The 12,885-nt window shown below is 68.9% G+C and carries 10 protein-coding genes; 3 read left to right on the forward strand and 7 right to left on the reverse strand.

The features are described from left to right. Positions 1-318: 318 nt before the first annotated feature. The 5 genes from VV867_RS00005 to VV867_RS00025 form a co-directional block, all read right to left on the reverse strand. Positions 319-2,391 (reverse strand): EAL domain-containing response regulator, encoded by a 2,073-nt coding sequence (locus VV867_RS00005; protein WP_275628421.1) that lies wholly within the window; start codon positions 2,389-2,391, stop codon positions 319-321. Between the two features lie 62 nt (positions 2,392-2,453). Beyond that, positions 2,454-4,262, reverse strand: a complete 1,809-nt coding sequence (locus VV867_RS00010) for a molecular chaperone (RefSeq protein ID WP_328565313.1) — start codon at positions 4,260-4,262, stop codon at positions 2,454-2,456. A gap of 184 nt (positions 4,263-4,446) precedes the next feature. Then, a complete protein-coding gene (gene asd / locus VV867_RS00015; protein ID WP_109933828.1) occupies positions 4,447-5,316 on the reverse strand; it encodes an archaetidylserine decarboxylase in 870 nt (289 codons plus the stop codon). Positions 5,317-5,319: 3 nt separating this feature from the next. Continuing rightward, positions 5,320-6,135 carry a thiosulfate sulfurtransferase gene (gene rhdA / locus VV867_RS00020; RefSeq protein WP_328565314.1) on the reverse strand — a complete coding sequence of 272 codons (816 nt, stop codon included), beginning with the start codon at positions 6,133-6,135 and terminating at the stop codon, positions 5,320-5,322. Between the two features lie 128 nt (positions 6,136-6,263). Beyond that, entirely contained in the window at positions 6,264-7,796 is a 1,533-nt protein-coding gene (locus VV867_RS00025) for an HDOD domain-containing protein (protein ID WP_328565315.1), read from the reverse strand. Between the two features lie 122 nt (positions 7,797-7,918). On the opposite strand from VV867_RS00025, the gene motA reads away from it, so the two are divergent. Both motA and motB read left to right on the forward strand, forming a co-directional pair. Then, the gene (gene motA / locus VV867_RS00030; RefSeq protein ID WP_043268576.1) at positions 7,919-8,770 is read left to right on the forward strand and encodes a flagellar motor stator protein MotA; all 852 of its coding nucleotides are present in this window, start codon (positions 7,919-7,921) and stop codon (positions 8,768-8,770) included. A 3-nt stretch (positions 8,771-8,773) separates the two neighbouring features. After that, a complete protein-coding gene (gene motB / locus VV867_RS00035; protein ID WP_275628423.1) occupies positions 8,774-9,820 on the forward strand; it encodes a flagellar motor protein MotB in 1,047 nt (348 codons plus the stop codon). 46 nt (positions 9,821-9,866) lie between these two features. Here motB and rsgA read toward each other — a convergent pair whose 3' ends face one another. Next, on the reverse strand, positions 9,867-10,898 hold the full coding sequence (gene rsgA / locus VV867_RS00040) for a small ribosomal subunit biogenesis GTPase RsgA (protein WP_109933824.1): 1,032 nt from the start codon (positions 10,896-10,898) through the stop codon (positions 9,867-9,869). An 89-nt stretch (positions 10,899-10,987) separates the two neighbouring features. Between rsgA and orn the strand changes: the two genes are divergently transcribed. Continuing rightward, complete coding sequence (gene orn, locus VV867_RS00045) at positions 10,988-11,530, forward strand: oligoribonuclease (RefSeq protein ID WP_275628424.1); 543 nt, start codon at positions 10,988-10,990, stop codon at positions 11,528-11,530. Positions 11,531-11,807: 277 nt separating this feature from the next. Here orn and queG read toward each other — a convergent pair whose 3' ends face one another. After that, a complete protein-coding gene (gene queG, locus VV867_RS00050; protein WP_328565316.1) occupies positions 11,808-12,875 on the reverse strand; it encodes a tRNA epoxyqueuosine(34) reductase QueG in 1,068 nt (355 codons plus the stop codon). Positions 12,876-12,885 lie beyond the last annotated feature (10 nt).

A 12,885-nucleotide genomic window follows, 5' to 3' on the forward strand; every position in this document is an offset into this window, starting at 1 on the left:
ATCGGGGCTCTCGCGACATCCATGTCGCATGACCTCCTGAGCGCCGGTTTCGCTCGGCCTTCTGAAGGGGCGTTCCGGTGCGCTCGGTTGTTTCTCTGGAAGTCCCAAATGCAAATGCGAGAGCAAAAGCGCTTTTGCTTTTCGTAGGATCGAGGGGGGACGCCTAGTTCTTGCTCGCGAACCCTGGCTCCCCGCGTTCGTGATAGTTGGTAGGGCGGATAAGAACCGCACCACCTGTGTGATTCCCATGTAGGAGCGCGCCCTGCGCGCGAATCGCGGGCAGGGCCCGCTCCTGCAGGTGTGGGATGTGGGCGGGCGTCACTCCTCCGAGGAGAAGTCGTAGTCCATCGCCTGGCTCGGGCCCTGCAGGTAGCGGCCCTGGATGTAGTTGGCGCCGGCCTGCCAGAGGGTGGCCAGGGCGGTGGCGCTCTCCACCATCGGCACTATGGTCAGCTTGGCCTGGGCGTGCAGGCTGGCCATCAGGGTGCGCAGGTTCTCCTGGTTCTCCGGGCGGCTGAGGTCCTGCACGTAGGAGCCGTCGATCTTCACGAAATCGACGTTCATGTGCTTGAGCGTGCTGAACGGGTTCAGGGCGCAGCCGAACTGGCCGAGGGCGACCTGGCAGTGCAGCTCGGCGAGCCCCTGGCTCAGGGCCTTGGCCTGCTTGAGGTGGGCCACGGCGTCGGTTTCGCTGATCTGCAGGATCAGCGAGTCGGCCGGCAGGCGCGCGGCCTTCAGGGCCACCGCCAGCCAGGGCAGCAGCCCGGCATCCTGCAGGCTGGGGCCGGACAGGTGCACGAAGAGCTTGGTGTCGTGGCCCTTGGCGCGGTGCTCGGCGAGCAGCTTGATGGAGTTGAGCAGCACCCAGCGGTCGATGCGCTCGGCCAGGCCGCCGGCCCTGGCCGCGCCGAGGAAGTCGGCGGCGGGCACTTCCTCGCCCTGCGGGTTGAGCAGGCGCAGCAGCACTTCGTACAGCTCGTGGCTGTCGCCGCGCAGGCTGATGATCGGCTGGAACAGCAGGCGGAAGGCGTTCTTCTCCAGCGCCTGCTGGACGATGGCCAGCAGGTCGCCGCGGCTGGCGGCGGCGGCCAGTTCGTCGGCCGGGTCGTAGAGCTTGATGCCGTTGCCCTCGGCCTGGGCGATTTCGTCGGCGCAGCGGTGGGCGCGCTCGATGACGTCCTGGGCGCGGCTGGTCTTTTCGTCGAGCCCGGCGCAGCCGATCGACAGGGTGACCTGGGCGGTGCGCCCGTGGATGTCGAACAGGTGGCCCTCGATGCGCTTCAGCAGGCTGGCGAACAGCGCCTTGCTCTGTTCCGGCGTCTGGCCGTCGAGCAGCACGCTGAAGGCGTCGTCGCTGAAACGGGCCAGTTGCGCGTTCTCGGGGAAATGCTCGCGCAGCAGGTGGGCGAGGTCGGCCAGCAGCAGGTCGATGCTGGCGATGCCCAGGCTCAGCTGCAGGTTCTGCGCACGGTCGAGCAGCAGGTAGGCGAGGGTGGCCGGCTGGCCGGCGGTGACGGCGCGCTCCACGGCGGCATCCATCAGGTCGAGGAAGTGGGCACGGTTGAACAGGCCGGTGACCAGGTCCTGGCTGCTGACCTCGCGCAGCTTCTCCTGCAGTTCGCTGTTGTCCTGCTCGGCGCGGATCACCACCTGGATGCAGGGTTCGCCGTCATAGGTGGCCGGGGAAAAGCCCATGCGTGCTCGCAGCGCCTGGCCATCGACGCGCACGCCGCTGCACAGCAGCTCGTTGTCGCCGTCGCCGTGCTGGTAGCCCTTGAGGAAGTCCTTGAAGGTCGCCTGGTCGGCCGGGGCGATCAGGTCGATCATCGGCAGCCCTTCCAGCTCCTCCGCGTCCTCGTAGCCGAACAGCGCGACGTAGGCGCGGTTGGCGTAGATGTGCATGCCGTCGTGGACGTAGGTGATGGCGTCCACCGAACTGTCCAGCAGCAGCTGGCAGCGCTTTTCCGCCTCGCGCAGGGCGACTTCGGCGGTGCGCCGGGCGCGGCGTTCCTCCAGGGCGGCGATTTCGCGGTTGGCCACCAGCACCAGGCGCTCGTCCTCGCCCTGGGGCAGGGCGTCCTGGGCGCCGAGGGCCAGGGCCTCGGTGATGCTGTCGGAGTCGTTGCCCTCGACCAACTGGATGAAGGGGATGTCCTTGGCCTGGCGGCGCAGGCTGGCCAGGGCCTCGTCCGGCGCCAGGGCGCCGCTGTGCGGGGCGGCGATCAGCAGGTCCCAGGTCTGTTGCAGGGCTTCGGCGAGGTCTTCGCTGGAGGTGACGCGGTGGACGCGGGTCGCGCGCCCGGCATTGCGGAACAGGCTGACCAGGCGCTCGGCCTCGTTCTGCGAGTCTTCCAGGATCAGCAGGCGGACGGTTTTCTTTTCATTGGCCATGAAGAGCTGCTTATAGCGCGCCGGATGGCAGCCAGGAGGCGACGAATGGAGTGCGGCCGAATCTACAGCGACTTCCAGAGTGAGTCAAAGTCTTCCTCCCCATGCCCCGTATGGCTGCTCGTCCCTGTGACGGGCTTATCGTCGGCGCCCTTCGGACGCTCCTGGGTACTGTATTCGAACTGGCTGAAACTGCCGGTGGCGGTGAGCTTGCGCGTCAGGGTAGCGCGGCGTTCCTCGCCGTGCAGGTTGATCTGCACGCGGCTGCCTTCCTGGAAGGGCAGGCGTGGCGAGATCAGTGTCGCCGGCCGCGAGATGGCGGCGATTTCCGGCAGCAGCAGGGCGCGCAGGTAGTGGCTGCTCTGCTCCGACTTGCGCAGCAGTTGCAGGCCGCAGGGCTGGGCGATGGGGGCGATCAGTTCGATGCCCATCTGCGTGCCGCCGCCGCGGACCTGGCGGATCCAGCGCACCACCGCGACGCTCCAGCTGTGCCCGGGGGCATCCTGGATGCCGAGCAGCTCGCCGGCCTGCAGCTGGCTGGGGATTTCCTTCGGCCAGGTCAGGCAGTAGCCGCCGGGGCTGTGGTTGACGATGGACAGGGTGAAGACCGGGTACTCGTCGCTGGCAGCGGCCCCGGCGGCGTCGGGCGAGCCCTGGTCCGCCGACCGCAGCGGCTGGTATTCGATTTCCTCCAGCGGCATGCCCGGTTGCCAGTCGGTGACCTTCTGCGCGTCGAAGGCATTGGCCCAGGCGTCGTTCACTTCCGCCTGGAAGGTCGCCTGCACAGGTTCTGGCAGCTTGAGCAGGTCGGCGAAGGGGCGTCGGCCGGACAGGTAGTAGTGCAGTGCGCTCATGCCGATGCACAGGGTCAGCTGGCCCTGGCCGGAGGTGCGCTGGAAGCTGCGTTCGGCGATGTCGCCCCAGGCGCTGGCCAGGTGCTGCAGCAGGTCGATGCTGATGCGCTCGCCGCCCTTGAGCGGCAGCTTGTCGCGTTGCTCGGCGGGGGCCTGCAGGTATTCCTTGATCGCCGCCACCAGGCGCTGCGGGTCCATGCCCAGGCCGTTGTGCAGGTCGCTGGCCTTGTACAGCGAACGGTAGCGCGGTGGGCCGTCCACCTGTGGGGCGACCACGAACAGGCTGGACGGCAGGTCGGCCTCCTGCAGGCGTACCAGCGAGCCCCAGGCCTCCAGGGCCTCGGCCACCTGGGCGATGCCGGCCTGGCGCATCTGGTTGCAGCGGGCGCAGCCCAGCAGCAGGGCCACCAGGTAGGCCTGTTCGACGTTCAGGCTGTTGCCATGCTTGGCAAGGTCGTCGCGGACCGCCAAGCCCTGCACACCCTTGCTGCGGGCCAGCTGGTAGAGCTGGTGCAGCTCCAGCCACAGGCTTTCCGGCACCGGGCAATAGAGCTGCTGGGCGCGGATCAGCGGGCCGCAGAGACTGCGGATGGCCCGCTGCAGGGCGAGGGTGAGGATCTGTGCGCGTTCGCGGGTGAAGCGCGGTGCCTCGCGCACCACCACCAGCTTGTAGCCCACGGCCAGGTGGTTCTGCAGGGCCTGGCAGAGGTTGGCGACCTTGCGCGGGCGCTCGTCGAGGACGATGGACTGGTTGAGAAAGTGGCGTTCGAGGTTGTGGCAGACCGACTGGACTTCCGGGCGGAACAGCTCCAGCAGCTGCAGGCGGGCCTCCACCGGGAGTTTCAGCTGGTTCAGCTCGATCAGGCCCTGGTACAGCTGGCGTGCGGTCTCGCCGAGGTTGGCCTTGGGCAGGTGGTCCAGCCAGTATTTGATATCGCGCGCAGTGACGTTGCAGAAGCTCAGGCTTTCCTGCGTCGGGGTGGGGACGCGCAGCAATTGCTGGGGACTCGTATTGTCCATGGTCGGATGAGGTGCTCCACGATCTGGGCCGTTCGCTGGACCGTTGTGCCGGTCTTGGGCGCCGGTTTTTTCCAAACTCTAGCAGTATCCACCTGAGAAGGCAGCCCGTTCCCTGGTTGGGAGACGGGCCTGCCGTTGGCTTTCAGGTAACAGGCCGGTTACAGGGGTCCCGGCTTGCGCCGGCTCACGCCTGGCGGGCGTTGCCCAGCAGCTGGCCCATGCGCACCGGGCTGCCGGCGGCCAGTTGTTCGGCCCAGGCGACCTGCTCGGGGCCGAACAGCACGATGGCGGTGGAGCCCAGCTTGAAGCGCCCCAGTTCCGCGCCTTTTTCCAAGTGGATGGGCTGGCGGGCCGCTTCGTCGTAGGCGAAGGCCTTCAGCTCGCGCCTGGGCGGGGTGACCAGGCCGGCCCACACGGTTTCCACCGAGGCCACGATCATCGCGCCCACCAGCACCACGGCCATGGGGCCGCGTTCGGTATCGAACAGGCAGACCACGCGCTCGTTGCGGGCGAACAGCTCCGGCACCTGCTCGGCGGTGAGCTGGTTCACCGAGAACAGCCGGCCGGGCACGTAGACCATCTCGCGCAGGGTGCCGGCCAGCGGCATGTGCACGCGGTGGTAGTCCTTCGGCGAGAGGTAGACGGTGGCGAAGCTGCCGCCCATGAAGGGCGCGGCGCGCTCGGCGTCGCCGCCCAGCAGTTCGCTCAGGCTGAAGCTGTGGCCCTTGGCCTGGAAGATGCGCCCGTGCTCGATGGGGCCGAGCTGGCTGATGGCGCCGTCGGCCGGGCAGAGCACGCCGCCGGGCGTCTCGTCCAGCGGCCGCGCGCCCTCCTTGAGGGCGCGGGTGAAGAAGGCGTTGAAGTGCTCGTAGGCCTGCAGGTCTTCCACCAGCGCCTCGCGCATGTCGACCTGGTAGCGGCGGGCGAACCAGCCGATCAGGCGGTTCTTGAACCAGGCGGCGCGGCATTCGGCCGCGCAGCCGACCAGGCGCGACAGCAGATGGTGCGGCAGCAGGTACTGGCCGAGGATGAACAGACGATCTTTGAACGACATTCCTTAAACCTCTACGGGGGTGTCGGGGTGGTTGCCCCATTCCGACCAGGAGCCGGCGTAGCCCTTGACCCGCGGGTAGCCGAGGGCCTTGGCCACCAGGTAGGTGAAGCCGGAACGGTGATGGGTCTGGCAGTGGGTGATCACTTCCTTGTCCGGGGTGATGCCCAGGTCGCGGAGGATCTGCGCCATGTCGGTGCGGATGCGCAGGGCGCGGGCCGCGTCCATGCCGGCGGTCCACTCGAAGTTGACCGCGCCGGGGACGTGCCCGCCCTTGGCCGCCAGCACCTTCTGGCCGCTGTATTCGCTGGGGTTGCGCGCATCCCAGACGGCCAGGTCGGCGGCGCCCAGGCGGCTCTGCAGGTATTCGCGGGTGGCGGTGGGTTCGTCGTGCAGCGTCAGCGGCAGCGGGCCGCCGGCTGGCACCGGGACGTCGCGGCTCAGTTCGCGGCCTTCGGCCAGCCAGGCGTGCAGGCCGCCGTCCAGGTAGTGGTAGTGCGGGTGGCCGATGACGTCCAGCAGCCAGATGAAGCGCCCGGCCCAGCCGCCGCCTTCGTCGTCGTACACCACGTACACGGCGCCCGGGTTGTGCCCCAGTTCGCCGAACAGCGCTTCCAGGTCGGCCTTGGCCGGCAGCAGGCCGGGCGCCGGCGGCTGGCCCCACTGGGTGCGCGCGGGGGCGACGAAGCGGGCGCCGGGCAGGTGGCCCTCGGCGTAGCGCGCCGGGCTGGTCAGGTCGACCAGGATCAGCTCGGGGGCGTCGAGGCGGGCGGCCAGCTCGGCCGGTTCTATCACCAGGGGCAGGTCGGAAAAGGCGGACATGTCGGCATCTCCCTGAAGGCGGGTGTCGTGGGACGGGATGGCGTGAGCTGGCGCCCTGGGCTACCCGCGAAACCCAGCAGTTTAACGAAAAAGCGCGCGGCGCTGGCGGGCAATCGCTTCAGGGCGTGTCACTGGGCCGGCGCCGCGCCGAATTGCTGCAGGGCGCGCTCGATGCACTGGCAGGTCTTGTCGAAGGCCTGGCCCTGCACGCTGCCGATGGGCTGGCCGTGGCGGTCGGCCACCACCAGCATCACCACGCGCTGGCCGCGGGCCAGGGAGCGCAGCAGCAGGTGGTCGCCGGGCAGCGCCGCCTTCAGGCGGCCGGGCAGCAGCGCGGAGTACTCGGCCATGTTGGCCGGGGTCAGGTGCAGGCGCGCCGGGCGTTCCAGCAGGCGGCGCAGCAATTGGCTGCCGGCCACCGGCAGCTGCAGGTTCTGCTCCGCCGGGGCCAGGCCGAAGCTGCGGCGGGCCTGCAGCAGGTTCTGCTGGCGGTCGGCGAGCAGCAGCACGGCACGGTCCAGGCCGCAGGCGTGCAGGGCTTCGGCCGCGCATTCCAGCAGGGGCACCAGGTTGCCGAACGGGCTGGGCGTGCGCAGCAGTTCGGCGCACAGCCGGCGCCACTGCCCGGGGTCGCCGGCGGCGGGTGCATCCGCTGCCGCGGCGTTGTGTCGCGGCTGCCAGCGCTGGCTTTCCCACGGCCAGAGCAGTGCCTGGGCCGGGTGCCAGTAGCGGGCGTCGGCGTCGCGCCGGGCGCTCTCCACGGCCAGGGCGTGGACCTGTTGCTGCAGTGCCTCCAGCGGCTCCTGCAGGTAGAGCGCGGTGAGCCGCTGCCAGCGCAGCATGTGCGGCCCGCCCCAGGACTGGTGCGCGGCCATCGCCAGGCTGTTGGCCAGGAGGATGGTGTTGGCCGGGCGGGTCAGCCAGCGCGCCAGCTCGGGGTCGGCGTCCAGGCGCTGCTGCTGGGCCAGCGGTTCGCTTTCGGCGTGGGCCAGGTGCAGGGCGCGGACCAGCAGTTCATGGTCCTCGCCGAGCAGGTGCAGGCCCTGGCCGATCCATTCCGGCAGGCGCCAGCGCTCGGCCAGGGCCGCGCACAGCGGCAGCAGGCGCATGCCCAGCAGTTCCTGCTCCACCTCGGCGCTGGCGCGGCCTTCGCCGAGCACCTGCTGCTGCCATTGTTCGAGCAGGTCCGGGCGCGCCGTGGCCAGCGCCCAGACCGGCGCCAGGATCAGCAGGCTGCCCCAGTGGATTTCCTGCCACAGCCGCGCCAGGCGGCTGGCGAACAGGCCGCTGGCCTGGTGCATGGCGTGGCGGCTGATCAGCAGCATCTGCCCCAGGGCCGGCGGCATCTGCGCGGCGGGCACGCTGGGCAGGCTCTCCAGCAGGGCCGTGGCGCGCACCAGGCCGAGGCGGCTGAGGGCCACCTCCAGGCTTTCCGCCGGGTTGTCCCGGGCCATGCGCGCGCGGTTGGCCTCGCGCAGGATGGCCAGGGCCAGGGTCGGGCAGTCCTGCAGCAGGTCGGCGATGTCGCGCAGGGACCGGCGGTTGTCCGCCAGGGCGCGGCGCACGCGCTCGTGCTGTTCGGCGGGCACCGGCAGCGGCAATTCCTCCAGCAACTGGAGCCAGGAGGCGAGGCGCTGCGGGTCGGGTGTCTGGATGGGCATGCTTGGGCCGCCGAACTGGTTTTTACAATTTGCAGCCTATAGTCTTGCGCGGTTTCTCCGATAACAAGAGGGCGGCGCATATTGGCGCCCCCGTCCCGTCCACCGTTCCAGTCGACTCTTCAATGGCAAAAATCATCGGCATCATTGTCCTGCTGGGCAGCGTCCTCGGCGGCTACCTGCTCTCCGGCGGCAAGATCATGGCCATCGTGCAGCCCTTCGAAGTGCTGATCATCGGCGGTGCCGCGCTGGGCGCCTTCCTCCAGGCGAACCCCGGCAGCACCTTCATGACGGTGCTGAAGAAGGCGCCGAAGATGTTCAGCAACCGCTTCACCCACGTCTTCTACCTGGAAGTGCTGGGCATGCTCTACGAGATCCTCAACAAGAGCCGCCGCGAGGGCATGATGGCCATCGAGGCCGACCTCGAGGAACCCGCCTCCAGCCCGATCTTCAGCAAGTACCCGGCGGTGCTGAAGGACGAGCGCATGACCGCCTACATCTGCGACTACCTGCGCATCATGTCCTCCGGCAACATGGCCCCCCACGAGCTGGAAGGCCTGTTCGACATGGAGCTGGGCAGCCTCAAGGAAGACTTCGAGCATCCGTCCCACGCGGTCACCCGCGTCGCCGACGCGCTGCCCGGCTTCGGTATCGTCGCCGCGGTGCTGGGCATCGTGATCACCATGGCCCTGCTCGGCCAGGGCAGCCAGGCGGAGATCGGCCACCACGTGGCCGCCGCGCTGGTCGGTACCTTCCTCGGTATCCTCGCCGCCTACGGTTTCGTCGGCCCGCTGTCCAACGCGCTGGAGCACGACGCCAAGGAAGAGCTGAACCTCTACGAGGCGATCAAGGCCTGCCTGGTGGCCTCGGCCTCGGGCATGCCGCCGTCGCTGGCGGTGGAGTTCGGCCGCAAGGTGCTGCTGCCGGCGCACCGCCCCAGCTTCTCCGAGCTTGAGCAGGCAGTGCGCGGGCGCTAAGCGATGGACAACAACCAGCCGATCATCGTCAAGCGCGTCAAGCGCTACGCCGCCGGGCACCACGGCGGCTCCTGGAAGATCGCCTTCGCCGACTTCGCCACGGCGATGATGGCGTTCTTCCTAGTGCTGTGGCTGCTGTCCTCGGCCACGCCGGAGCAGAAGAAGGCGATCTCCGGCTACTTCCAGGACCCCATCGGCTTCACCGAGAGCGCCAGCCCCTACGTCATCGACCTCGGCGGCACCCCGACGCCGGCCCCGGACAAGACCCTCAACCCGCAGATCCAGGCACAGCCGGAGGCGGACGAGACGCGCATCAGCCCGGAGTCGGAGAAGGAGGTCAACCCCGCCGAGGCCGAGCGCCAGGCCGAGCAGATCGAGCACGAGCGCCTCGAGCTGCTGCTCCAGGAGCTGCAGAACAAGGTCGACGAGAACCCCACGCTGCGCCGCTTCAAGGACCAGATCCTGTTCGAGATCACCCGCGACGGCCTGCGCATCCAGATCGTCGACGCCGAGAACCGGCCGATGTTCGACCTCGGCAGCGCGCGCCTGCAGCCGTACTTCGAGGACATCCTGCTGGCCATGGCCGAGACCATCAAGCAGGTGCCGAACAAGATCAGCATCAGCGGCCACACCGACGCCAAACCCTACGCCGGCGACGAGTTCGGCAACTGGGAGCTGTCGGCCAACCGCGCCAACGCCGCGCGCCGCGCCCTGGTGGCCGGCGGCTACCCGGAAGGGCAGATCGCCCGGGTGGTGGGCTACGCCTCGTCGCAGTTGTTCGACCGCAAGAACCCGCTGAACCCGGTGAACCGGCGCATCGACATCATCGTCCTGACCAAGCGCGCGCAACGCGCCATCGAAGGCCAGGACGGCACGGCCGAGGAACCGGCGGCCAGCCAGCCGGCCACGCCGCCTGCCGGCGCCGCACCGGCACCCCAGGGCAGCGCGCCGGCGCCTGCATCCCAGCCGCTGCCGGCCGGGCAGGTGCGCGAGAAGCTCAACCTGTTCGACGACGGCAAGCTGAAGCTGGACGAGCTGAAGAAGCAGTGAGATGGGGCCTGGCGCTCCGGCAGGGTTGTCGGAGCGCGGGCGTCGATCAGTAATCCGTTTCCGGCAGGCTGGTGAGAATGTGCCGATAACTGGCCATGCGCTGCGGGCTGATGCGGCCTTCCTCCAGCGCCTGGAGCAGCGCGCAGCCCGGTTCGCGGTCGTGCTTGCAGTCGCGGAAGCGGCAATGCCCGAGCAGGTCGCGGAACTCGATGAAGCCGGCCTCGACGTCGTCGCGGGTGACGTGGCCCAGGCCGAACTCGCGGATGCCGGGGGAGTCGATCAGGTCGCCGCCGGCGGGGAAGTGGAACAGCCGCGCCGTGGTGGTGGTGTGGGTGCCCTTGCCGGTCACCTCGGAAAGATCGCCGACACGGGTGTCCACCCCCGGCAGCAGGGCGTTGACCAGCGACGACTTGCCCACCCCGGACTGGCCGACGAACACGCTGACGTGGTCGTTCAGCGCCGCGCGCAGGGCGTCCATGGCCAGGCCGTTGAAGGCCGAGACCTCCAGCAGCGGGTAGCCCAGGTCGCGGTAGGTGCCCAGCAGGGCATCGATCTGCTCGGCGTTCTGCTCGTCGATCAGGTCGGCCTTGTTCAGCAGCAGCAGCGGCTGGATACCGGCGTGCTCGGCGGCGATCAGGTAGCGGTCGATCAGGTTGGCGTGGGGCTCGGGCCGCGGGGCGAAGACGATGACGATGCGGTCGACGTTGGCCGCCACCGGCTTGAGCAGGCCGCGCATGTCCGGGCGGCACAGCTCGGAGGTGCGCGGCAACTGCGCGACTATCACGCCGATGCCCTGGTTGCCCGGGCGCCAGACCACGCGGTCGCCGGTCACCAGCGGCGGCAGGTTGGCGCGCAGGTGGCAGCGCAGCACTTCACCGGCGTGCTCGCCTTCCAGCGCCTCGACTTCCACCTGGACGCCGAAGTGGGCGATCACCAGGCCGTTCTGCTCCGGCCCCAGGTCGCCGCCCTCCAGCTCCTCCAGGGCGCGTGACTCACGCTTGGCGGCGCGCGCGGCGCGCTCTTCCTGGATCTTTTCGATGCGCCAGCTCTGCCGGCGGGTGAGATGACGCTTGGCCATAGGCAACCCGAGTGAAAAATCGCCGGCGAGTTTAGCATGCCCCGGCGCGCTTCCCGCTAAACTAGGGGGCTTGAGCCGAGGAGCGCAGCATGCAGAACCCACAGAACCTGATCTGGATCGACCTGGAGATGACCGGCCTGGACCCGGACCGGGACCTGATCATCGAAATGGCCACCATCGTCACCGACAGCGAGCTGAACATTCTTGCCGAAGGTCCGGTGATCGCCGTGCACCAGAGCGAGGAGGCCCTCGCCGGCATGGACGAGTGGAACACCCGCCAGCACGGCCAGTCCGGCCTGACCCAGCGCGTGCGCGAAAGCACCATCGACGCCGCCCAGGCCGAGGCCATGACCCTGGCCTTCCTGGAGAAGTGGGTGCCCAAGCGCGCCTCGCCGATCTGCGGCAACAGCATCTGCCAGGACCGCCGCTTCCTCTATAGGCACATGCCGAAGCTGGAAGCCTACTTCCACTACCGCAACCTCGACGTCTCCACCCTCAAGGAACTGGCCGCCCGCTGGGCCCCGCAGGTGCGCGACGGCTTCAAGAAGGGCAATACCCATCTGGCGCTGGACGATATCCGTGAGTCCATCGCCGAGCTGCGCTATTACCGCGAGACCTTCATCAAGGTCTGAACCCTCGCTTTTCGTAGGAGCGAGCTTGCTCGCGAACGGGGTTTCCAGGCGGCTTAGGTATTTCGGCTTGGCTCCGCTCCCTCTCCCCAGTCCTCTCCCTGAAGGGAGAGGGAGCTTGTCCGTGCCGACGGAGAGTATGGCGCTCGCCGGCTGCCTCCGTTGTTACCGGCTGACTCAGGAGCATCCGAATACTCCGAACGGTCCCCTCTCCCTTCAGGGAGAGGGTTAGGGAGAGGGCGCTCTTCAGGGCGAGCTCCGAACCCAACCGGCAGAGCCCCTACCGCCCCACCCCATGCCGCCGCAGCGCCCATTCCACATGCTCGCGCACCAACTCCGACGGAAACTCCCGCCTCGCCTTCAGCGCCTCTATCACCGGAATACTCGACGGCGCATTACCCAATCCCACCGCCAGGTTGCGCAGCCAGCGCTCATAGCCGGCGCGGCGTAGCGGTGAGCCTTCGGTGCGGCTGAGGAATCCCTCCTCGCTCCACAGGAACAGCTCTGCCAACTCTGCATTGTCCAGCCCATGACGCGGCTGGAAGTCGCCCTGTTCGCTGGGCCGGGCGAAGCGGTTCCAGGGGCAGACGATCTGGCAGTCGTCGCAGCCGAACACCCGGTTGCCCATGGGCGCGCGCAGTTCCTCGGGGATCGGGCCCTTCAGCTCGATGGTCAGGTAGGAGATGCAGCGCCGTGCGTCCAGCACGTAGGGGCCGACGAAGGCGTTGGTCGGACAGATGTCCAGGCAGGCGCTGCAGCGCCCGCAGTGCTCGCTGCCGTGGGGCTCGTCCAGGGGCAGCGGCAGGTCGGTGAACAGCTCGCCGAGGAAGAAGTAGCTGCCGGCCTTGCGGTTGAGCAGCAGGGTGTTCTTGCCGATCCAGCCGAGCCCGGCCTGTTCGCCGATGGCCTTTTCCAGCACCGGCGCGCTGTCGACGAAGGCGCGGTAGCCGAACGGCCCGACTTCCGCCTGGATGCGCTCGGCCAGCTGCTGCAGGCGCTTGCGCACCAGCTTGTGGTAGTCGCGGCCCAGGGCGTAGCGCGACACGTAGGCCTTTTCCGGCTCGGCCAGGCGCTGCGCCATGCGCGTGTCGCCGGGCAGGTAGTCCATGCGCAGCGAGACCACCCGCAGGGTGCCGGGCACCAGCTCGTCCGGGCGCCAGCGCTTGCTGCCGTGGGCGCCCATGTAGTCCATCTCGCCCTGGTAGCCGGCGGCCAGCCAGCGTTGCAGGTGCTCGCCGTGGCTTTCCAGGTCCAGCCCGCCGATGCCCACCTGCTGGAAGCCCAGTTCGCGGCCCCAGGCCTTGATGCGCTCGGCGATGGTGCTGTAGTCGGAAGTGGAATCGTGCATGGGAGGGCGG

The sequence above is a fragment of the Pseudomonas sp. JH-2 genome (assembly GCF_036231725.1).
GTDB lineage: Bacteria > Pseudomonadota > Gammaproteobacteria > Pseudomonadales > Pseudomonadaceae > Pseudomonas > Pseudomonas delhiensis.

Excerpts from the sequence above, each read along its gene's own strand:
- VV867_RS00010 (WP_328565313.1), bottom strand. The coding sequence starts at position 4,262 with ATGGACAATACGAGTCCCCAGCAATTGCTGCGCGTCCCCACCCCGACG.
- asd (WP_109933828.1), bottom strand. The coding sequence starts at position 5,316 with ATGTCGTTCAAAGATCGTCTGTTCATCCTCGGCCAGTACCTGCTGCCG.
- VV867_RS00025 (WP_328565315.1), bottom strand. The coding sequence starts at position 7,796 with ATGCCCATCCAGACACCCGACCCGCAGCGCCTCGCCTCCTGGCTCCAG.
- motB (WP_275628423.1), top strand. The coding sequence starts at position 8,774 with ATGGACAACAACCAGCCGATCATCGTCAAGCGCGTCAAGCGCTACGCC.
- rhdA (WP_328565314.1), bottom strand. The coding sequence starts at position 6,135 with ATGTCCGCCTTTTCCGACCTGCCCCTGGTGATAGAACCGGCCGAGCTG.
- VV867_RS00005 (WP_275628421.1), bottom strand. The coding sequence starts at position 2,391 with ATGGCCAATGAAAAGAAAACCGTCCGCCTGCTGATCCTGGAAGACTCG.
- queG (WP_328565316.1), bottom strand. The coding sequence starts at position 12,875 with ATGCACGATTCCACTTCCGACTACAGCACCATCGCCGAGCGCATCAAG.
- rsgA (WP_109933824.1), bottom strand. The coding sequence starts at position 10,898 with ATGGCCAAGCGTCATCTCACCCGCCGGCAGAGCTGGCGCATCGAAAAG.
- orn (WP_275628424.1), top strand. The coding sequence starts at position 10,988 with ATGCAGAACCCACAGAACCTGATCTGGATCGACCTGGAGATGACCGGC.
- motA (WP_043268576.1), top strand. The coding sequence starts at position 7,919 with ATGGCAAAAATCATCGGCATCATTGTCCTGCTGGGCAGCGTCCTCGGC.